A 1,064-nucleotide genomic window follows, 5' to 3' on the forward strand; every position below is an offset into this window, starting at 1 on the left:
GCAAACGGCGTAAGCTGCTTTGCTTCTTCCAGCGAAGCAAACGGCGTAAGCTGCTTTGCTTCTTCCAGCGAACACCAGCGATATTCCGTGTGTTCTTCATTAAGCACCACAGGTTGGTTTGGCGGACAAAATAACACAAAGCATGGGATGACCAAGATTCGGTTCTCCTTCGCTTCGTAGAACTGTTCTAAAAAGTCCGCCTTATGTAACTCAACATCGTCAATCTGCGTCTCTTCTTTTAGCTCTCTCAGAATGGTTTGCCATCCTGTTTCACCAGCCTCTACACCACCAGCCACATGGCACCAATACCCGCCTTTAACGCGTTTGAGTAACAGAATTTTATCTACGCCATCAATTCGAGAGATGACAACGCCAGAGACATGCGTCGCTTGTATTGGGATCATGTATGCTCCTTAAATATCTAGATATTTCCTAGATGCGCTCCATGCGCGAAAGAAAGATAGATTGATTGAGAACCCACAGTCTACCGCTTATTCTTTCTCTCGGCAGAGATGTTTGAATGCCGCCGATCATTTTGTCTGTTGAGTATGCTAAAGTGCGATCTGTCGCAACAAATGAGCAGTAAAATGTCTAATTCACTCAACACTATGGTTCCCATTGGTGTGCGCTTTATGGTGCTCTCCGCTTTCGGGTTCGCGCTAATGTCGGCCACGGTAAAGCATGTCAGTCTTCATGGTATCCCTGTCTTTGAAATCGTTGCAGCAAGAGCACTCGTTTCTTTAGTGATCAGTTATTTAGATGTGAAACGAAAACGAATCTCTGTTTGGGGCAACAACAAACCACTACTCTTAGCGCGTGGCGCGGTGGGCACCTTCGCGCTGATGTGTGTTTACTATTCGGTGACCACGTTACCTTTGGCAGAAGCAACCATCTTCCAATACATTCATCCGGTATTTACGGCGCTGCTCGCTGTCATTTTTTTGAAAGAGCGAATTCAGCCCACAACCTTCATTTGTATTGCGCTATGTTTGCTCGGCGTCTACGTCATGGTTCGGCCAGAAACCGGCGTAGAATCTGCACAAACACTTCCGATGTTCAGTGTA

2 protein-coding genes are annotated in these 1,064 nt (G+C 46.5%); one reads left to right on the forward strand and one right to left on the reverse strand.

Annotation, left to right across the window (positions count from 1 at the left end):
• The coding region (locus R7E42_RS25455) for an NUDIX hydrolase (protein WP_318073301.1) at window positions 1–404 on the reverse strand (404 nt) is incomplete at its 3' end.
• Window positions 405–587: 183 nt separating this feature from the next.
• Between R7E42_RS25455 and R7E42_RS25460 the strand changes: the two genes are divergently transcribed.
• Window positions 588–1,064, forward strand: a 477-nt coding sequence (locus tag R7E42_RS25460) for a DMT family transporter (RefSeq protein ID WP_318073302.1), incomplete at its 3' end; no start/stop codon positions are given.

The organism is Vibrio sp. Vb1337 (genome assembly GCF_033338715.1).
GTDB classification, from domain to species: Bacteria; Pseudomonadota; Gammaproteobacteria; order Enterobacterales; family Vibrionaceae; genus Vibrio; species Vibrio alginolyticus.